Source organism: Leisingera sp. ANG59, from assembly GCF_013317235.1.
Classification (GTDB): domain Bacteria; phylum Pseudomonadota; class Alphaproteobacteria; order Rhodobacterales; family Rhodobacteraceae; genus Leisingera.
This window is the reverse complement of the sequence record NZ_WLCM01000059.1, coordinates 1-19,148: the sequence shown is the minus strand read 5'-3', so window position 1 is coordinate 19,148 and position 19,148 is coordinate 1. Positions and strand designations below refer to the sequence as shown.

The 19,148-nt window shown below is 61.4% G+C and carries 19 protein-coding genes and 1 pseudogene; 1 reads left to right on the top strand and 19 read right to left on the bottom strand.

What is annotated here, in order from left to right; all coding sequences use genetic code 11:
- Positions 1-157: 157 nt before the first annotated feature.
- Positions 158-714 (bottom strand): annotated as a pseudogene (locus GKC28_RS24175) (IS5 family transposase); the annotation flags it as partial.
- A gap of 444 nt (positions 715-1,158) precedes the next feature.
- Between GKC28_RS24175 and GKC28_RS24170 the strand changes: the two are divergent.
- Complete coding sequence (locus tag GKC28_RS24170; protein WP_217434216.1) at positions 1,159-1,716, top strand: transposase; 558 nt, start codon at positions 1,159-1,161, stop codon at positions 1,714-1,716.
- A 35-nt stretch (positions 1,717-1,751) separates the two neighbouring features.
- Here GKC28_RS24170 and GKC28_RS24165 read toward each other — a convergent pair whose 3' ends face one another.
- From GKC28_RS24165 to GKC28_RS24080, 18 genes are all read right to left on the bottom strand, one after another.
- Positions 1,752-4,163, bottom strand: coding sequence for a molybdopterin-dependent oxidoreductase (locus GKC28_RS24165; RefSeq protein WP_174149512.1), 2,412 nt, complete (start codon positions 4,161-4,163; stop codon positions 1,752-1,754).
- Complete coding sequence (gene nuoF / locus GKC28_RS24160) at positions 4,157-5,434, bottom strand: NADH-quinone oxidoreductase subunit NuoF (RefSeq protein ID WP_174149511.1); 1,278 nt, start codon at positions 5,432-5,434, stop codon at positions 4,157-4,159. The genes GKC28_RS24165 and nuoF overlap by 7 nt, the downstream gene beginning before the upstream one ends.
- Positions 5,431-5,958, bottom strand: a complete 528-nt coding sequence (gene nuoE / locus GKC28_RS24155) for an NAD(P)H-dependent oxidoreductase subunit E (RefSeq protein WP_174149510.1) — start codon at positions 5,956-5,958, stop codon at positions 5,431-5,433. The genes nuoF and nuoE overlap by 4 nt, the downstream gene beginning before the upstream one ends.
- Positions 5,955-7,172, bottom strand: a complete 1,218-nt coding sequence (nuoD, locus tag GKC28_RS24150) for an NADH dehydrogenase (quinone) subunit D (protein WP_174149509.1) — start codon at positions 7,170-7,172, stop codon at positions 5,955-5,957. Before nuoD ends, nuoE begins: the two co-directional genes overlap by 4 nt.
- Positions 7,169-7,681, bottom strand: a complete 513-nt coding sequence (locus tag GKC28_RS24145) for an NADH-quinone oxidoreductase subunit C (protein WP_217434215.1) — start codon at positions 7,679-7,681, stop codon at positions 7,169-7,171. Before GKC28_RS24145 ends, nuoD begins: the two co-directional genes overlap by 4 nt.
- Positions 7,681-8,193: an NADH-quinone oxidoreductase subunit B gene (locus GKC28_RS24140; protein WP_174149508.1), complete on the bottom strand. Its 513-nt coding sequence runs from the start codon at positions 8,191-8,193 to the stop codon at positions 7,681-7,683. The genes GKC28_RS24145 and GKC28_RS24140 overlap by 1 nt, the downstream gene beginning before the upstream one ends.
- Positions 8,181-8,543 (bottom strand): NADH-quinone oxidoreductase subunit A, encoded by a 363-nt coding sequence (locus tag GKC28_RS24135; protein WP_174149507.1) that lies wholly within the window; start codon positions 8,541-8,543, stop codon positions 8,181-8,183. Before GKC28_RS24135 ends, GKC28_RS24140 begins: the two co-directional genes overlap by 13 nt.
- A gap of 110 nt (positions 8,544-8,653) precedes the next feature.
- Positions 8,654-10,102, bottom strand: a complete 1,449-nt coding sequence (locus GKC28_RS24130) for an NADH-quinone oxidoreductase subunit N (RefSeq protein WP_217434214.1) — start codon at positions 10,100-10,102, stop codon at positions 8,654-8,656.
- A 10-nt stretch (positions 10,103-10,112) separates the two neighbouring features.
- Complete coding sequence (locus GKC28_RS24125; protein WP_174149506.1) at positions 10,113-11,591, bottom strand: NADH-quinone oxidoreductase subunit M; 1,479 nt, start codon at positions 11,589-11,591, stop codon at positions 10,113-10,115.
- Complete coding sequence (locus GKC28_RS24120) at positions 11,588-13,360, bottom strand: Na(+)/H(+) antiporter subunit D (protein ID WP_174149505.1); 1,773 nt, start codon at positions 13,358-13,360, stop codon at positions 11,588-11,590. The genes GKC28_RS24125 and GKC28_RS24120 overlap by 4 nt, the downstream gene beginning before the upstream one ends.
- Positions 13,353-13,607: a hypothetical protein gene (locus GKC28_RS24115; protein ID WP_174149504.1), complete on the bottom strand. Its 255-nt coding sequence runs from the start codon at positions 13,605-13,607 to the stop codon at positions 13,353-13,355. The genes GKC28_RS24120 and GKC28_RS24115 overlap by 8 nt, the downstream gene beginning before the upstream one ends.
- Positions 13,607-15,097: a monovalent cation/H+ antiporter subunit D family protein gene (locus tag GKC28_RS24110; RefSeq protein WP_174149503.1), complete on the bottom strand. Its 1,491-nt coding sequence runs from the start codon at positions 15,095-15,097 to the stop codon at positions 13,607-13,609. Before GKC28_RS24110 ends, GKC28_RS24115 begins: the two co-directional genes overlap by 1 nt.
- Before the next feature lie 4 nt (positions 15,098-15,101).
- Positions 15,102-15,404 (bottom strand): NADH-quinone oxidoreductase subunit NuoK, encoded by a 303-nt coding sequence (gene nuoK, locus GKC28_RS24105; protein ID WP_174149502.1) that lies wholly within the window; start codon positions 15,402-15,404, stop codon positions 15,102-15,104.
- Positions 15,401-15,952, bottom strand: coding sequence for an NADH-quinone oxidoreductase subunit J (locus GKC28_RS24100; RefSeq protein WP_174149501.1), 552 nt, complete (start codon positions 15,950-15,952; stop codon positions 15,401-15,403). The genes nuoK and GKC28_RS24100 overlap by 4 nt, the downstream gene beginning before the upstream one ends.
- Positions 15,953-16,014: 62 nt before the next feature.
- Positions 16,015-16,458 carry a CBS domain-containing protein gene (locus GKC28_RS24095; protein WP_174149500.1) on the bottom strand — a complete coding sequence of 148 codons (444 nt, stop codon included), beginning with the start codon at positions 16,456-16,458 and terminating at the stop codon, positions 16,015-16,017.
- A gap of 67 nt (positions 16,459-16,525) precedes the next feature.
- On the bottom strand, positions 16,526-17,104 hold the full coding sequence (locus tag GKC28_RS24090; protein ID WP_174149499.1) for a 4Fe-4S dicluster domain-containing protein: 579 nt from the start codon (positions 17,102-17,104) through the stop codon (positions 16,526-16,528).
- A 17-nt stretch (positions 17,105-17,121) separates the two neighbouring features.
- Positions 17,122-18,108, bottom strand: coding sequence for an NADH-quinone oxidoreductase subunit NuoH (nuoH, locus tag GKC28_RS24085; protein ID WP_174149498.1), 987 nt, complete (start codon positions 18,106-18,108; stop codon positions 17,122-17,124).
- A gap of 565 nt (positions 18,109-18,673) precedes the next feature.
- Positions 18,674-19,148: IS5 family transposase (locus GKC28_RS24080; RefSeq protein ID WP_174149497.1), on the bottom strand; the 475-nt coding region annotated here is incomplete at its 5' end.

Sequence of the window (19,148 nt, the reverse complement as noted above, 5' to 3'; positions counted from 1 at the left end):
GGAATGAAATGGCGCAGCTGCGCCGTGAGGTGGCGGAACTTCGGCAGCAGGTGCGTGACTTCGCCCGGGGGCGGCTGGTGTTTCAGCTTGGCCTCGAGGAAGAGGAGCTGGCGGATTGAGCGACTTCAAGGACACCTACGGGTTTCAGGACTGCTGTCCCTTTGTCTTGCAACGCGTCTCGGAACCAGTCAGCGTCAGAGCCGCGATCCCCGAGCAGCCATTTGACGTTTGGCAGGCCGCAAAGCAACGCCCGCGCGCCGATGTAGTCGCTCACCTGACCGGCGGTAACGAACAGGTCGAGCGGGCGCCCCTGGCTGTCGCAGATGGCGTGCAGTTTGGTGTTCATACCACCCTTGGTTCGACCGATCAGGCGGCCGCGCCCCCCTTTTTCGCGGCCATGCTGGTCGCTGTGCGGTGGGCTTTGAGATAGGTAGCGTCAATCATCACGGTCTGTTCCTCGCCGTGCCCGGCGGCCAGACCCGCCATCATCCGCGCGAAGATGCCTTTCTCGCTCCAGCGCTTCCAGCGGCTGTAGAGAGTCTTGTGCGGGCGATAGGCTGCAGGGGCATCGCGCCACCTTAACCCATTGCGGTTGATGAAGATAATCCCGCTCAAAACCCGCTTGTCATCGACCCGAGGCTTGCCATGCGACTTCGGAAAGAAGGGTTTAAGACGCGCCATCTGTGCATCGGTCAGCCAGAAAAGATCAGACATTTCACCGCTCCGTTTTCGGAACCGTGAATCACGCGTTGCAGCGGAAATCAATGCATCCTGAGCCTTCTGTATCTCCACTTTGCTATGGTATCCCCGTCAGCGACCTTGGCCGAGGTCGCCGACGGGACGGTGTATGGCGTCTGAGCCTTGTGGCTTGACCACGTTTGCTAGCGAGCCAGCACCGTCTCTCTTCATCATCTCGAACAGTTGCATGTGGCCATCGAGGACCACGGATCAGAAGGAAGAGAACATGAATACAATATGACGGTCGGCAATCATCGGCATAGACGTCAGCCGCGACTGGTTGGACATTCATTGTCTGCCAGACAACCAAAGACGTCGATTGCCCAACACGGATGAAGGTCATGAGCGCTTGAGCGAGATGGCTCTCTCACAAAGTGCCCTGGTGTGTATTGAGGCGACCGGCGGCCAGGAATGGAGACTATGGGCAGCACTGGACGCCGCAGGGATCGCGACGCGGCAATTGCCGCCAGCTCAGATCAAAGCCCAGCCGATATGTTCGCGGTCATGGACGAAGACCTCAAAGGTTTGCTGGACAACCAAATTGCCGGGCTTGAAGCTCAGATTGAGCAAATCATCGTGACAGATGAAAGCTTGGCAAATAGTGCAGACATTTTGCGCTCCGTTCCTGGGATCGGACCTGTTGCAAGCACGATGCTAATCGCCGAGATGCCGGAACTTGGGCAAATCACAGGCGAGCAGGCCGCTGCGCTCACAGGGCTTGCGCCGATTGCAAATGACAGTGGAGCCATGCGCGGCAAGCGTGCCATTGCAGGCGGACGGCGCCTATTGCGGCATGTGATGTTCCAAGCGGCCCTCGTTGCCAGCCATCACAATCCGGTCCTAAAGGTATTCGCTGATCGTCTGCGTGCCGCTGGGAAACCGCATAAGGTCGTCATAACAGCGGTTGCCCGGAAACTCGTCACAATCGCAAACGCCATATGCAAAGCTCGCCAGAAATGGGCTTATCAACCTGCCTGAGAAATACAGTTGCTAACTTGAGGGCGCACTAACACTCAATCTCTCAGAGATGATACTTCCACCGTCACCATTGGCGGGTAGCCGGCATCTGCAAGCAGATTATTGCCGCCTTTCGCCAGAAAGCATTCCGGAATAAAAACAGTCTTTTCGTCAAAAGCGGTGTTGATTTTCAGCGGCGCGGTAAAGCTCGCCCCTTTGCGCGAGATCCGTGCTGACAGCGCACCTGCGGCCTGATCAAGGCCTTCTCCCGGATTCAACTCCACATAAGGCCCCCCGCTAAGCGAGGACAGACACTCCGAACGGGTTGAAAGTTGGCCCGAGTGGAACAGGCCGTCGCCAGTAACAAGATAGCGTTCCTGTCCCAGGCTAACTTCGTCAGCAGGTAAGGGCGGCAAGGCAGGAGCCCGTACCGCCTCCGCAGAAATTTCAGGTGCCCCGTCCGCCGTGAACATCCCAAATCCCGGCACCTCCGCTGCAATCGCGGCCTGAACCGGTTCTACTGCAACCGGTTGCAGATCCTCACCCATGGCTTGGGCAATCTGACTGAACACCTGCCGCGGCACCGGTCCGGCATAGCCAGCGGTCTTGACCGCCTGCACCTGCTGCACCCGCCCTTCGTTGCTGGTGAAGGTACCGTCTTCCTCGCCATATGACGGGGCGGGCAACAGCACGTCCGCCAGTTCCGCCGTGGCGTTCATGTACGGCCCATGCACGACCAGGCAGCCGGCCCGCCGCCCGCCCCTGTCCCTTGGTCCGCCGTCCGGCCAGTTGCGGGCCGGATCCGCGCCCAGGACATACAACAGCCCCGGTGCCTCATCCGTTGGGGCCGCGGCGCCCCCGCCAAGCCGCCAGCCCGGCAGTACACCCGTCAAGCAGCCCATATCCCACAGGCCCAGCTGATTGGGCCGGTCGAACAGGAACTGCAGCTGCACTGCCTTGCCCAGGCCCGCGTAGTGGCGAACCGCATAGGCTATCCACTGAAGGGTTTCGGCAGCTGCGGCGTTGCGCAGGAATTCACAGCCAACCAGCAGGGCAATACTTTCCGCGTCTGCCAAAACCGGTTTTGCGGCGGCCGCAAACCCGGCGAGGGTGGGGTCCTCCATCTCCTGCCCGCCTGCCGTCAGCAGCGCCAGAAGATGCGCCTCCCGGCCCGGCAGCAGACGCAGCTGCGCGGCCGCGATCCCGTCCAGGCCGCAAGGTCTGGAAGATGCCACCAACAGCCGCCTGCGGGCGTCAGCCATTGCGGCGCGGATCAGATAGCCGCTAACCGGATTTTCATCGGTCACATTCGACCCCAGCACGAAAATGCAGTCCGCTTTCAGAAGGCTCTCCAACGGCCTGCGGGCCGCAAGCTCCCCCGAGGTCTGAGCCAGAGCCGCAATTGCCCCTTCAGCTTGCAAACCGCTGAAGCGGCTGCTGGAGCGAATATCCTGGGAGCTGAAGACCTGCCGCACCAGCCGCTGAAACATGAACGCGGTCTCATTGGTCTGCCGCGGAGAAATCTGACCTTGGATGCGGCCGCCCAGCTCCCGGGCTTCGCGGGCCTTTGCGGCGATGAAGCCGATTGCTTCGGCCCAGCTGGCCGGCGCCAGGCTGCCGTTCTTCCTGATCATCGGCTCAAGGATGCGGGTGCCGCCGCCGACGGCGTCAAAACCGAACCGGCCCTTGGCACACAGCAGTTCGCCATTGATCCCGGTGTCAAAGCGGCTTTTCACTCGTTTGAATTCACCGTCGCGTGTCTCCACCGTCATGCTGCAGCCGGTGCCGCACATGCCGCAGATTGTTTCGGTCTGCTGCATGTCCCAGGGGCGCGCCTTGTAGCGGTATGGGATGCTCATCAGCGCGCCCACCGGGCAAACCTCGATGCAGTTGCCGCAATGACTGCAGTCCTTCAGACTGTTGCCGGTGCCGGTGATTTCCGAATCCAGCCCGCGCTCGGCGGTGCCCAAAGCCACGTCGCCGACAATTTCCTCGCACATCCGCACGCAGCGCTGGCACTGGATGCAGCGGTTGGCGTTGAAGACGATCACCTGATTAAGCTCGATGTCCCGCTCGCGGAACACCCGTTTCGGATCGCGCAAGCGCGAGCTGCCGCGGCCGTATTCGAACACCGTATCCTGCAATTCGCATTCGCCGCCCTTGTCGCAGACCGGGCAATCCAGTGGGTGATTTGCGAGCAGGATCTCCAGCATGTCCTCTCGTGTCTCCACAACCCGGTCCGAGTGGCTGTGCACCACCATGCCTTCAGCCACCGCGGTGGCGCAGGAGGGCTCCAGCTTGCCGCGGCCCTCGATCTCAACCAGGCACATCCGGCAGGAGGCGGAGATCGACAGGCGTTCCTGATAGCAGAAGGTGGGTATTTCAATCTCCACTGAGCGAGCGGCTTGCAGGATGGTGGTGCCGGGCTCGACCTGCATTTCCCGCCCGTCCAGTGTGAAGCTCACCATAACCGCATCTCCTGCACCGGCTGTGCCTGCGCCGGGATCAGCGCCTCGAACTCGTGCCGGAAATGCTTGAGCGCCGCTCCCAAGGACCAGGCAGCACCATCGCCAAGCGCGCAAAAGGATTTGCCAAAAATGCTGCCGCAAAGCATTTCAAGCTGCTCCACATCGCCGGGCGAGCCCTCGCCAGCCTCAATCCGGCGCAGTATCTTGGCGGCCCAAGTCAACCCTTCACGGCAGGGGGTGCATTTTCCGCAGCTTTCATGGCTGAAGAACTCTGTAATGCGCCGCGCCACGCGCGGGATTGACGCACTCTCATCCAGGCCGATCACCCCGGCAGACCCCAGCATGCTGCCTGCCTCCGCCAAGGAGCTGAAGTCCATCTTCACATCGAAACCGTTCTCCGGGAACATTGGCGCCGACACGCCGCCCGGGATCGCTGCCTTGAAGCGGCCGCTGAGCGCGCCGCCGCCATATACCTCCAGCATCTCTCCCAGAGGCAACCCCATCGGCGCTTCATAAACGCCGGGTTTCTTCACATGGCCGCTGAAGCAGAACAGCTTGGGCCCCGGCCCGTCTTTAGGCCCCATCGAGGTGAACCACTCCACCCCGCGGCGGAACAGATGCGGCAGGCAGGCCAGCGTTTCCACGTTGTTGACCACCGTCGGGCACTCGTAGAGGCCCGCTACCGCAGGGAACGGTGGCTTCAGCTTCGGCTGACCGCGCTTGCCCTCGATCGATTCCAAGAGCGCGGTTTCCTCACCGCAGATGTAGGCGCCGGCCCCCTTGTGGATGTGAATGTCCAGATCAAAGCCGCTGCCAAGGATATCCTTGCCGAGATAACCCTTGGCATAGGCTTCGGCGATGGCTTGTTCGCATCGCCGGATCGAGAGCCCGTATTCGCCGCGAATGTACAGATAGGCAGTGTTGGCCCCGATGGCATAAGCGGCGATGACCATGCCCTCTATCAGCTGGTGCGGGTCACGTTCCATCAGGATCCGGTCTTTGAAGGTGCCTGGCTCACCCTCGTCCGCGTTGCAGCACAGGTAATGCGGCTTGCCGCTGTCCTTGGGCACAAAGCTCCATTTCAGGCCGGTGGGAAACCCCGCCCCGCCGCGTCCACGCAGGCTGGAGGATTTCACGGCCTCGACCACCTGATCCGGCGTATAGCCGCGCAGCACATTCCGCAGGCCCTCGTAACCGCCAGTGCTTTCATATACGGCCACCTCCGGCGCCTCAGGGTTCTGAATGTTACGAAGAAGGACCAGATCGCTCATGCCGCGCCCTCCTCTGCCGACTGCTCCTGCCATTCCCGTTTGAGGGCCGCCAGCAGGGCCTCCAATTTGGCCGGAGTGATGTCTTCGATGTAGTCCTCGTTGACCATCAGCACCGGCGCCTTGTCACAGGCGCCCAGGCATTCCACGCCGCTCAGGCTGAACAGCCTGTCGGCGGTGGTGCCGCCATCCTGCACCGCCAGATGGCGCTGCAGCTCTAGCAGCATCTCCTCCGCCCCACGCAGCATGCAGGAGATGTTGGTGCAAAGGCGCAGGTGATAGCGCCCTGCCTTCGCCCGGTCGAACAGCGTGTAGAAACTCGCCACTTCAAACACCCAGATTTCCGGGACATCCAGCAGCTCCGCAATGGCCTGATAGGTTGTGCCATCGACGCTCCCGAATTTCGTTTGGGCGAGCTCAAGCGCGGGCATGATCGCGCTGCGGTTTGCGGGATAGCGCGCCGCGGCTTCCTGCACTTGGGCAGCCAGCGCGGTTTTGATCCCGGCAACGGTGCGGTCATCGCTCATTTGTCGACCTCCCCCATCACCGGATCCAGGCTGCCGAGCATGGCAATCACATCAGCCAGGTATTTCACGTTGGTGGTGCGTTCGGTCAGGGCCTGCAGGTTGACGAAGGAAGGCGAGCGCACCTTCAGCCGGAAGGGTTTTTCGCTGCCGTCGGAGATCAGGTAATAACCCAATTCGCCTTTCGGCGCCTCGATCGCGGTGTAGACCTCGCCCTTCGGGACTTTGAAGCCATAGGCGGCCAATTCGAAGTGATGAATATGGGTTTCCATCGAATGGGCCAGCAGATCCTTGTCGACCGGGAAGGCGATTTTCGGATCATCGACCAGGAAATCGCCCTTGGGCATCTGCTCAACGCATTGCCGGATCATCCGCAGGCTTTCGCGCATCTCGTCCAACCGGCATTTCCAGCGGTCGTAACAATCGCCGTCCTTGCGGGTGATCACGTTGAACTCCAGCCGGTCGTAAATTTCATAAGGCGCATCGCGGCGCAGGTCCCAATCCACGCCGGAGGCGCGCAGGTTGGGTCCGGTCAGGCCGAGGGCAATGGCATCCTCGGCGGCGATATTGCCGATGTTCTCCACCCGGGCGAGGAAAATCCGGTTGTTCTTCAGCAGGGTTTCATAATCTAAAATCCGGTCCGCGAAGATGTCGCAGAACTCCAGGATCCGCGCTTCACAGCCTTCCGGCAGGTCCTCACGGACGCCGCCGACGCGGACAAAGGACGTGTGCATCCGCACCCCGCTGATCATCTCCATCAGGTCCAGCACCATTTCCCGGTCGCGCATTGTGTACAGCAGCGAGGTCATCGCGCCGACATCCATCGGCAGCGCGCCGGTGATCAGCAGATGGCCGGAAATGCGCGCGAGTTCAGCCATGATCACCCGGATGTACTGGGCGCGGATGGGCGCCTCGATCCCCAGCAGCGCCTCCACCGCCAGCGCATAGCCAAGATTGTTCGACGGCGGGCAGAGGTAGTCCAGCCGGTCAGTCAGCGGGAATATCTGGGTGTAGGTGAAGCTTTCGAACAGCTTTTCCGTGCCCCGGTGCAAGAGGCCGATATGCGGTTCGATCCGCTCGACAATCTCGCCGTCCATTTGCAGCAGCAGCCGCAGCACGCCGTGGGTGCTGGGGTGCTGCGGGCCAAGGTTCATCAAGACCTCACGGGCATAGCCGCTGCCTGTTTTGGTTTCCTGCAGAGTGGTGACTTCGGTCATGCCCCCCCTCCGCCGTCACGCCGGGTTGCGCCCAGTGGGTTGTAATTGTCCTTGTACCCGCGCAGCGGAAAATCCCGCCGCATCGGGAATCCGTCGAATTCGTCCCACATGTAAAGCCGCCGCAGGTCCGGGTGCCCATCAAAGATGATGCCGTACATGTCGTAGGCTTCCCGCTCATGCCAGTTCGCGGTGGTCCAGACCGGAGTGATGGTCGGAGCTGCTGGCGGGTCGAAAAGGCGGCATTTCAGCCGCAGGCGCCAATGGTTGGGAATGGACACCAGGTGATAGACCAGCATGAAGCGCGGGATCTCGGGGTGGAAATCCACGCCGCAGATGTCGGAGAGAAAATTGAACTGCAGCTCTGCATCATCTCGCAGGAACAGACACAGCTCCACCAGGTCTTCGGGCGGCACTAACAGGCACGGCATGTCGGTGGCGGTTTCATCCAGCTCCACTTTGCCGCCGAACCGCTCCAGCACCTTTGCCAGGGGAACCTCTGAGGCCATCATCACGCCCCTTCCGGAGACGGCAGCGTTTCCGGCTCTTCCGCGCGTAGCACCCGCGTTCCGGTGATCTTGTCCTGCAGCTGCAGGAAGCCGTGCAGCAGCGCCTCCGGGCGCGGCGGGCACCCGGCCACGTGAATGTCCACGGGGATGATGCAGTCGACTCCCTGCACCACCGCATAGGTGTTGTAGACCCCGCCCGAGATGGCGCAGGTGCCCATGGCGATGACATAGCGAGGCTCGGCCATCTGATCGTACAGGCGGCGGACAATCGGCGCCATTTTCCGGGTCACCGTGCCGGCCACGATCATCACGTCGGACTGCCGCGGCGAGGGCCGGAACACCACTCCGAAACGGTCCAGATCATAGCGCGAGCAGCCTGCAGAGATCATTTCGATCGCGCAGCACGCAATGCCAAAGGTCTGGGGCCAGAGCGACGACTTGCGGCTCCAGTTGATGATGTTGTCCGAGGTCGTGAAGAACACGCTGTCTTGGAAACGATTGGTCAGGACACCCATTCCAGAGCTCCTTTTATCCAGGCATAGGCAAAGCCGACCAGCAGCAGCATTATGAACACGAACATCTCGATATAGCCGAACAGCCCGAGGTCGGTGAGAACCACTGCCCAGGGGAACAGGAACATGGTCTCGACGTCGAACACGACAAAGAGAATTGCGATCACGAAATACTGAACTTTGAACAGCCCCCCCGACGCCTCGCCGACATGATCAACGCCGCATTCGTAGGGGCGGTTCTTTTCCGGGTAAGGATTGGCCGGTCGGATCAGCCGCGACAGAGTCAGGATGAAGACCGAAAGTGCGACCACCACGGCAACCATCAGAAACACAGGAAGAAAATCGATAGGCATTGCTGTTTTCCTTGTGGTTTGACCCTGTCCTCTCCTCCTCTGGCCTAGTGAGCGCGCGGCACCCGTTCAGCTGTGCCATTCATGCAACAATAGTACACCAAAGGGCCTTATCAACCAAGGCCAGCCGCCGCGGCTGCCTGCGCCGCGCCCAGGAACCAGGCCGGAAGGACACCGGTCAGAAGGGTGCCGGCAAGGGTTATCAGCAGCACCAGTTGCATCGCCGGGGATATCCGGATTTTCGCCGGTTCCGCAGCCTCCTGCATGTACATGAGCATGATGATGCGCAAGTAGAACCATGCCGCCACTGCGCTGAACAGCACCGCGATCACCGCCAGCGCCGCGTTGCCCGCCTCGATCAGCGCCATCAGCACATAGAATTTGGCGAAAAAGCCACCCGTAGGCGGAATTCCCGCCAGCGAAAACAGAAACACCAGCGCCATCGCCGCCAGCCCGGCATGGCTGCGCGCCAGCCCGGCAAAGGCTGAGATCGGTTCCCCCAGTTCCGCGCCCTTGTTCAGCAGAATGACGACCGCAAACAGGCCCAGCGTCATGAAGGTGTAAATCAGAAGATACAGCATCACGCTGGCCAGGCCGCCGGTGCCGCCGGCAATCAGCCCCAGCATCAGGAACCCCGCGTGCGCAACCGCGGAGTAGGCCAGCATCCGCTTTATGTTGTCCTGCACCAGTGCGGCCAGGCTGCCGGTGGCCATGGTCAGCACCGCAACTACAGCCACGCTGGATCGCCAGATCGGATCGAGCACTACCAGATCCAGCATCAGAATGCGCAGCACCACGGCGAAAGCCGCCGCCTTGCCCACCGCCGCCATGAAACCGGTGATGGGCGACGGCGCGCCTTCGTAGATGTCCGGCACCCACATGTGGAACGGCACAGCGCCGATCTTGAAAAAAAGCCCGATCACCAGGAACAGGGTCGCCAGCACCAGCAGCGGGCTGGACGTTCCTCCGGGCGCAAGCGCCGCCTGCAGGGCCTGCAGCTGAGTGGTACCAGCGAGGCCATAGAACAGCGACAGGCCGAACAGCAAAAGCCCCGAGGAAAAGGCGCCCAGGATGACGTATTTCAGAGCTGCCTCATTGGACCGGCCATGTGTCTTCAGGAACCCCACCAGCACGTAGACAGACAGCGCTTGCAGCTCCAGCCCGACATAGATGATCACCAGGTCGGTGCCCGACACCATGATCATCGCGCCCGCCAGCGCACACAGCAGCAGGGCATAATATTCGCCCTTCACCGCCTTTTCTGTGGCCAGATACCCGCCGGACATCAGAACCGTGAGCGCCGTTCCCAGATAGAGAACCATCTTGAAATACGTGGAGAACCGATCGACCGCAAACATGCCGGAGTAAACGGTCTGAGGCGTGCCGACCAGCCCATAGCTCATGCCTGCCGCCAGGGCGATCATCAGAAGGCTCAGCCCGGCCAGTAGCCTGCGGTTCGGGTGCGGCAGCAGCGACAGCATCAACACGGTGCAAGCCGCCAGAATTATGATGATCTCGGGGCCGGAAGCCAGCACAGAGGCGGTGACCGATGTCATCTCCATGCCGCCCTCCTCATTGCGCCGCCCCTGCTGGCGCAAGCTGGGTCATCAGATGGTCCAATGACGGCTCCAGGATGGTGAGGAAAGGCTTTGGATAAAGGCCGAACCAGAAAACGAACAGCAAGAGCGGCGCCGCGCAGGCCAGCTCGCGGCGGCGAAGGTCCTGCATCACCGATCCTTCCGGCACTTTCACCGGCCCCAGCAGCACCTGCCGGTAGAGGCCGAGGAGGTAGGCTGCGCCGATCAGCGCGCCCAGAACGCCGGCGGTTCCGGCCCAGCCGCTGACCCCGAAAGTGCCTGCCAGCACCAGAATCTCGCCGATGAACCCATTGGTGCCGGGCACCGCCATCGAGGCCAGCAGGAAGGCAGCAAACAGAACCCCGAGCAGCGGCACCGCCTTGATCATGCCGCCATAGGCGGCGATCTCGCGAGAATGGGTCCGCTCGTAGATCAGCCCGACAAACAGGAACAGCGCGCCGGTGGTGATGCCGTGATTGAACATCTGGATCACCGCGCCGGACATACTGTTCACCTCGAAGGTGAACAGCCCGAGCGTGACAAACCCCATATGGCTGACGCTGGAATAAGCGATCAGCTTCTTGATGTCGCTCTGCGCCAGCGCCAGGAGCCCGCCGTAAACAATCGCGGCCGCCGACAGGGTAATCATCAGCGGCGCCAGGTTTTGCGAGGCATCCGGCAGCATCGGCAGCGAGAAGCGCAGGAAGCCGTAGGCGCCCATTTTCAGCAGCACACCGGCCAGGATGATGCTGCCCGCCGTCGGCGCCTGCACATGGGCATCCGGCAGCCAGGTATGCACAGGCACCATCGGGACCTTAACCGCGAAGGCGACCAGGAAGGCCAGGAACACCCAGACCTGCAACCGAAACGGATACTCCGCCGCCATCAGCGCCAGCATGTCAAAGGTCCGCCCGCCGGCAAAATACAGCGCCAGTAGGCCGACCAGGAACAACAGGCTGCCCGCCAGCGTGTAGAGAAAGAACTTGAACGCCGCATAAACCCGGCTGCCGCCGCCCCAGATGCCGATGATCAAATACATCGGCACCAGCATCACTTCCCACAGCACGTAGAACAGCACCAGATCGAGGGCGCAGAAGACGCCGACCATCATCGCCTGAATGGCCAGGAGGCAGGTCATGAATTCCTTCACCCGCTCGGCAATCGCACGCCAGGAGGCCAGCACGCAGATCCAGCCCAGCAGGGTGGTCAGCAGCACGAACCAGACGCTGATGCCGTCGATGCCCAGCCGGTAGCCCATGTTCAGCGCGGGCACCCAGATACGGGTCTCGCGGAACTGCATTGCGGCGGCAGACGGATCAAAGACGGCCAGGATCCAGACCGCCAGCAGGAAATCCGCGAGCAGCACCAGAAGGGTGAACCAGCGCACGGTATCCCTGCTGCGCAGGAACGGCACCGCAACTGCCCCCGCTGCGGGCAGCAGGATCAGGATACTGAGTACAGGCAGGCCGCTCATCGCGCACCTATCCCGGCGATCAGCGGCAGCCCGAGCACCGCAATCAGCCCGGCGATGATCCAGAAGGCGTAGTGCGACACCACGCCGGTCTGCAGCCGGCGCAGCACCAGCCCGCCCTGGCGCGCGGTTTCAGCCACGCCATTGACCAGAGCATCCACCACCCCCAGATCCGCCCGCAGGCTCAGCCACGACAGGCGATGCATCAGCCTCAGCCCGGCGCCGTCGCCTAGGGTGATCAGCACCTGCTCCCAGACCAGAAACGGCCCCTTGGCCAACCGCATGAACAGCGCCGCGCCGCGCCGGTAAACCCAGTCGGTGTCCAGGCTGATGGTGTCCTCCGGATCCAGATGCTTCAGCAGCAGCACAAAGGCCAGGAGGGTGAACATCAGGATGCCCAGGCTCTCAGTCACATGCACGCCGGTGTAGGGCTGGTAGTCCACCGGATAGGGCAGCAAGGCATAAAGCATCTGCGGAAAAACCCCGATGCCAATGCAGAAGGCTGCGGCGATACCCATCGCCAGCAGCATGTTCAGCGGCGGCTCCGGCGGCCGCAGCCCGCTGTCTTTTCCGAAGAACATGTAATAGGGCAGCTTCAGCCCGGTGTGCAGGAAAGTGCCGGAGGAGGCCACGGTCAGCAGCAGCGCCGCGGCGGCGCGGTGATCCCCCGCCGCCGCGGAGACCACCATGGATTTGCTGACAAAGCCGCTGAACAAGGGGAAAGCCGAGATGGCAAAGGCGCCGATCATGTACAGAACGACGGTCAGCGGCATCGTCCGGTACAGCCCGCCCAGCTCGGTCAGCTTGCGCCGCCCGGCCATCATGATCACGGCTCCGGCCCCCATGAACAAAAGCCCCTTGTAAAGAATGTGGGCAAAGGCATGGCTGGCGGCCCCGTTCAGCGCCATCTCGGTGCCGATGCCAACGCCTGCCACCATGTACCCCACCTGGCTGACGATGTGATAGGCCAGCAGCCTGCGGCAATCGTTTTCCAGCACTGCGAACACCACCCCGTAAAGCGCCATGGCAACGCCGAGCCCCACCAGAATCTCAGCCCCCGGGTAGTTGCGGATCAGCACGTAAACGGCGGTTTTGGTGGTGAAGGCGCTGAGGAACACGGCGCCGGTCACGGTGGCTTCGGGGTAGGCATCGGTCAGCCAGGCATTAAGCGGCGGCACGGCCGAATTGATCAGGAAGGAGATCAGGATCAACCAGTAGGCCAAGCCCCCCTGCCCCGCGTCCAAGGGCCCCACCAGCCAGGACCCGGTCTGCAGCCCGTGCAGGACAATGCCGCCGAACAGCAGCACACCGCCCGCCACATGAACCAGCAGATAGCGAAACCCCGCCGCTACCGCCTTGGCATTGCGGGACGCAAAGATCAGATAGGCGGAGGCAAATGCCATCACCTCCCAGCCAATCAGCAGCGTCAGCCAGTCGCCGGCAAAGACCACTCCAAAGGCGCTGCCCGCATAGAGAAAGGCCGCCACTCGCTGGCCGGTGCCCTCGGTATGCCAGGCATAAAGGTTGCCGATCACTGACATGATGGCAAAGACCCAGGCAAAGACCAGCGACAGCCTGTCCGCCTGGAACATCACTAGCTCAACTCCTGCGAAAGCGATTTCGCCGGACGTGCCTGGCACCAACTGTGAGACGCTGTAAAGAACCAGTAGCGGCACGAGCAGCGACAGCAGCTTTTGCCCGGTACCGCGTGTGAGCGGCAGCAGCAGTGCGCCCAGAATCATCAGCAACGCGGGGTGCATCCACTCAGTCATAGTAGTCCTCGTCCCGCATGATGCCGCCTTTGTGGCCGATGAACTTGCTGACGAAAATGATGGCCACGCAACTGGCAAAGCCGAACACCGCGCCCCAGCCGGGGATGGCGTCCCAGAAGTGTCCCGTGTGGTGGCGCGGCACCAGCAGATCGGCGGCCAGGATCAGCGCCAGCGCCGCCATCAGAAGCCGCCAGCGCAGTTTCCGGTAACGCGCCTCGCCAAAGAAATTCACCAGCCGCCCGATCATCACAGCCCCGCCCCGCGTATTACAAGCTGTGCCAGAGCAACAAAAAAGCCCGGGTTCAGACCAAGTGCCAGCGACAGCGCCGCGGTGATCATTAACGGTACCACCACCATCGGACTTTCGCGCACTTCCTGCATTGCCACCAGACCGGGGGCGCCGGGCTTTTCGGGCTCAAAAAACGCGGTGTAGGTGACGGGCAAGAAATAGGCGGCGTTCAACAGCGCACTGAAAAGGAGGACCACCAGGAAAACCACCTCCTGGCCCCCGGCGGATCCCAGAACCAGATACCATTTGCTGACAAACCCGCCGGAGGGCGGAATACCGATCATGCTCAGGGACCCTATGAAAAACGCTGCCATGGTCCAGGGCAGCCGCCGCCCGATACCTGCCAGATCGCTGATCTTGCGCCGGTGCGAGGCGCAGTAGATCGACCCGGCACAGAAGAACAGCGTGATCTTGGAAAACGCATGGGCGGCGATATGGGTGATGCCGCCAATTGCTGCCATCGGCGTCAGCAGAACCGCCCCCAAGATGATATAGGAAAGCTGGCTCACCGTGGAATACGCCAGTCGCGCCTTCAGGTCGTCGCGGGTCAGCGCATAGATGGAGGCCATCACAATGGTGAAGGAGACCAGATAGGCGGTGGCGATGCCCAACCCCAGGTTGCCCATCAGTTCCACACCCATCACGTGGAAGATCACCCGCAGCATGCAGAACACGCCCATCTTCACCACCGCAACCGCGTGCAGCAGGGCACTCACCGGGGTTGGAGCCACCATCGCGGCAGGCAGCCAGGCATGAAACGGCATCACTGCCGCCTTGGCGAAGCCGGCGAGGTAGCACAAATAGACAACGCTCAGCAGCCAGCCTTCCGCCTCAGAAGCGGCCAGCAGCCCTCGCGGCATGAAATCTAGTGATCCGGCCAGTTGATAGGTCAGCGCCAGCGCCGCCAGCAGAAACGACTTCGAGGCGCCGATCAGATACACCACATAGCGGCGACTGCCGGCCCAGCTCTCCTCGTCCTCCTTGTGATAGACCAGCGGGTAAGTGACCAGGCTCAGCACTTCGTAGAAGATGACAAGCGTGAACAGGTTGGCAGCAAAGGCGCCGCCCACTGCCGCTGACAGAGAGACAGCAAAGGCGGCAAAGAACCGGGTCTGCGCTTGCTCGTTCAGGCTGCGCATATAACCGATCGAATAGAGCGCTGCGAAAATCCATAGCAGGCTGGACACGGTGGCGAACACCATCCCCAGTGCGTCCGCTCTGAAGGCAAAATCCACCCCCGGCAGGATTTCAAACAGGCTAAGCTCCAGCGTGCCGCCTGCCAGCACCAGCGGCGCCATCGAAATCACGATCAGGAACTTCAACACTGCCGCGGCCACCGATACAGCATCCCGCAGGTTGGGACGCTGGTGCAGCCACAGGATCAGCGCTGCCGCCGCCAGGCTGACGGCAATGGCCATAACCGGCCGGATGGACAGAAGAAACTCCACCGCGTCACCCCTTCATGACCGTCAGCTCATCCACTTCCAGCGAGTGGTTGTTGCGCAGCAAGGCGACCAGAATGCCAAGCGCGACCGCAACCTCCGCTGCGGTGATCGCAATGATGAAGATGGCGATGATCTGCCCGCGCAGGTCCTGCAACACATGCCCAAAGGCAACCAGGTTGATGGTGACGCTGTTCAGCATGAGCTCCAGCGACATCAGCACAATCAGAACATTGCGGCGCAGCAGAACGCCCGCGGCGCCGATCACAAACAGAACCGCAGCCAGGATCAGATACCACGCCGCCGGGATCATCGGGCCGCCCCACGCGGGGCCTTGCGCTGGGCCGCATTTTTGTCAGCCTCGTCGCTGCGCGCCAGAACCACTGCCCCGATCAGGGCGACCAGCAGGATCACAGACGCCACCTCAAAAGGCAGCAGGTACTCCTGGAACAGCAGCAAGCTGAGTTCCGCTACAGGCGGCTGTTCGGAGACCGGCTGCCCCGGCCCCATGACTGCGTGCAGCCGGGCGCTTTGCAGCAGCAGGAAAATCAGCTCACCGGCCAGGATCACCAGCACGATTAGGCCGGGCAGCGGCGCCTTGGGCAGGAAACGGGCCTGCGCCTCCTTGCGCACGTCCAGCATCATGATGACGAACAGGAACAGCACCATGACAGCACCGACGTAGACGAATATCTGGATCACCGCGAGAAAGGGCGCCCCCAGCAGCACGTACAGCGCCGCAATCTGAACCAGGCAGGCCACCAGCGCCAGCGCACTGTGGATCGGGTCCCGGGCAATGACCACAAGCAGCCCCGCCCCCACCGCAACCGCCGAGAGCAGCAGAAAAAATGCCTGTTCCATCAATGCCCTCCCTGAATACTATCTCCCGTTCTTAACTTACTTCCGGCCCGCCGCCGCTGCTGTCACACGCTGTAGCCGGTGCCGTCGATGTACTTCAGAATCTCCTCTTCCTCGCGCATGATCTCATCCAGGCGGTGCTTCACCACATCACCGATGCTGATGACCCCTTGCAGGCTCTCCTCGTCATAGACCAGCATGTGCCGGTTTCTCTTTTCCGTCATGACAGCCATGAGCCTGATGAGATTGTCGTCCGGCGAGCAGGTGAGGATGTCTGTGGTCATCACATCGCGCACGGCGGATTTCCGGCCCGCCCCCTCCGGGTCAGACAGGGCAATGCAGATATCGCGCTCCGATATCCCGCCAACCACCTTGCCGGCTGCATCCCGGACTACCGCAAATCCAACCTTGTTTGCGTTAAACAATTGCAGAGCCGCCAAAACACTGTCGTCCGGCGCAACTGAATAGGTTTCATATCCCTTCTGCCCCAACACCGCTTTGACATACATTTTTCTTACCCCTCTATCTGTGCCGCCCCTTGCCTTTCTCCCGGGCCGCGCCGCATTCAAATCCGTTTCACTTTCCCTTCCGTATGTGCCGCCACCAGTCGTGGCTTTCAGCACCGGCTGCCGCAGTGGCCACTGACCGCCGCTTACCGCCCGGCTCCAGCCGGGCTGGCCGCACCTGGCCACCGTCCTCAGCCTTGCGCGGCGCAGCCACCAGATCCTCCAGATGCACCACAAGCTTGGGCCGGTGATCGCAGGCGACCTCATATTCTTGACCTAGTTTGATTGCGTCCGCCGGACAGGCATCTTCGCACAGCCCGCAATAGAGGCAGCGCGCCAGGTTGATATCAAACACCTTCGGGCGCCGGTCGCCCTTTTCGTTTTCATAGGGAATGACGGTGATGCAATCGCATGGGCAAATTTGCGAGCAAAGCTCGCAGGCGACACAGTTCACATCGCCTTCGTCATTGGTTTTGATGAAGTGGTGGCCGCGGTGGCGTTCGTAGGGCACCCATTTCTCATGGTCGGGATAGCGGTGCGTCACCGTCTTGGAGAACATGTAGCGCAGTGTCAGCCGCAGCCCGGCCAGCAGGTCGAGGAAGAAGACCCTGCCGATCCAGCCCGCCTTTTTGACTGATGTTCTAGCCATAATGTCTTACCCCCGGATCATAGCATCAGTATCCCGCTGACCAGGATATTGAGCAGGGACAGCGGCAGCAGCACTTTCCAGCCGATTGCCATCAGCTGGTCATAGCGGTAGCGCGGGAAGGTGAAGCGGAACCACATGAACACCCAGACGAAGAATCCGATCTTCAGCAGGAACCAGACGGTGTCCGGCAGGAAGAACGGGCTGCCCTGCCAGCCGCCGAAGAACAGCAGCACGTTCAGCGCCGCAAGCATCACCACCACCAGGTATTCCGCCAGCATGAACAGCGAAAACCGGATGCCGCTGTATTCGGTGTGGTATCCCGCCCCCAGATCGCCTTCGGCCTCGGGCAGGTCAAAGGGAATGCGCTGCGCCTCAGCCAGCCCGGCGATGAAGAACACAAAAAAGCCCACCGGCTGCACAACCACGTTCCATAGGTCCTCCTGCGCCGCAACGATCCGGCTCAGGTTCATCGAATTGGCCAGCATCACCACCCCGATCACCGAGAACCCCATCGGGATTTCGTAAGAGATCATCTGCGCAATTGACCGCAGGCTGCCTAGCACCGCATATTTGCTGTTCGATGCCCAACCCGCCAGGATAGTGCCGAATACGCCGATCCCGGACACCGCCAAGATGAACAGCAGGCCGACGTTCATGTCGGACAGCATCAGCGTGACCTCGGTCCCGAAGACCTGAACCGGCTCCCCGAACGGGATTGCGGTAAATACCAGGAACGGCGGCACCAGCGCCACAACCGGCGCCATCGCAAACAGCCGCCGGTCGGCCTCCGCCGGGATATGGTCTTCTTTGGTCAGCAATTTGAGAGCATCTGCCAGCGGCTGCAGCAGGCCATGCCAGCCCACGCGCATCGGCCCAGGGCGCTGTTGAATATGGGCAGCAATCTTCCGTTCCATCCAGGTCAGCGGCAGCGGAAGCAGCAGCAAAACGCCCACGACGATGGCCATTTTGACAAGCATCGGCAAAAGCGCCAGAACATACTCCATGCTGCCGAACCTCCGATCCCGGCCGCGTCATTTCCGAAAGATTGTTCGCTGTCAGAGAGTTGCGCCAGCCCATCCGTACGGGCCCCGCCGACTAGTGATATTGCCGCAAAGCATTGCGAACAAACTCAATTAATCCGTCCGTATACTATCAGTTCTGCGTAAATTTTGCAAAATGCGCGAATGGGCCGCTATGCGTGCCGGGGCGCATGGGACCACTCAAGTGGGGCTGATTAGGGCGACCGGGACATATGGCGGCAATGCGTATCTGCGATGGCCGGGATGCGGAGCCGTTTGCCCAAGGCGAGCAGGTCGTGAACGAAATCCCTTGCCCAAATTTCATTCAGCCGATGGCCTCCTAGCGCGCCCCCCCGAAGCTTTGCATTTACCCGGTGCTTGGGGCGCTGGTTCCGGAGGTGCAGATTAACTTGTTCCGGAGGTGCAGATTATTCTGAGCCACTTGGGCCTCGAGTAGACGGAAAACTCTGCCATTACCTGCCTGATGACAGAGCTCTTTGAAGGTTCCAAGGCACGAAACCAGTGAGACGAAGAAGCTTAGGGTCTGGACTCATAACCAGTAGATGACAAGAGCGGCGAGAGCTATGGCTGAGAGGAAGACCTTTGGACACCGGTCGTATCGAGTGGCGACACGTCGCCAATCCTTCAGCCTGCCAAACATGATCTCAATGCGGTTTCGGCGTTTGTAGCGCCGCTTGTCATATCGCACGGTTATCTTGCGCTGCTTCCGGCCAGGGATACAGGCGCGTATCCCTTTGTCTTGCAACGCGTCTCGGAACCAGTCAGCGTCAGAGCCGCGATCCCCGAGCAGCCATTTGACGTTTGGCAGGCCGCAAAGCAACGCCCGCGCGCCGATGTAGTCGCTCACCTGACCGGCGGTAACGAACAGGTCGAGCGGGCGCCCCTGGCTGTCGCAGATGGCGTGCAGTTTGGTGTTCATACCACCCTTGGTTCGACCGATCAGGCGGCCGCGCCCCCCTTTTTCGCGGCCATGCTGGTCCCCCCTTTTTCGCGGCCATGCTGGT